The organism is Variovorax sp. P2_H12 (genome assembly GCF_056403395.1).
The window spans coordinates 1-317 of the sequence record NZ_JBFUFO010000351.1 but is presented as its reverse complement, the minus strand read 5'-3'; the positions used below and the strand labels follow the sequence as shown (position 1 = coordinate 317).

At 62.5% G+C, this 317-nt stretch carries 1 protein-coding gene; it reads left to right on the top strand.

What is annotated here, in order from left to right; all coding sequences use genetic code 11:
• Positions 1 to 70 precede the first annotated feature (70 nt).
• Positions 71 to 317 (top strand): helix-turn-helix domain-containing protein (locus tag AC1DYK_RS36430; protein WP_478170694.1); only part of this gene is annotated, 247 nt, incomplete at its 3' end.

The following is a 317-nucleotide window of genomic DNA, read 5'->3' as shown; positions in this document are numbered from 1 at the left end:
TTAGAAGTTCATTGAACTAATCAAGGAGCGCCGAATCGATCGTGTACCGTATGCACACGACGAGGCGGCCATGCGAGGAAGACCTAAGACAGAACTGGTGCTGAGCGAAACCGAACGCGAGCAACTCACAGCGCTGACGCTGCGGCGCAAGACCGCACAGGCTTTGGCGTTGCGCGCTCGCGTCGTTCTGGCCTGCGCCGAAGGCGTGGACAACAAGGTGGTTGCGAGCCGCCAGCGCGTGACGCAGCAGACGGTTTCGAAGTGGCGCGCCCGATTCGTCGAGCATCGGCTGGACGGGCTACTGGACGCCCCTCGGC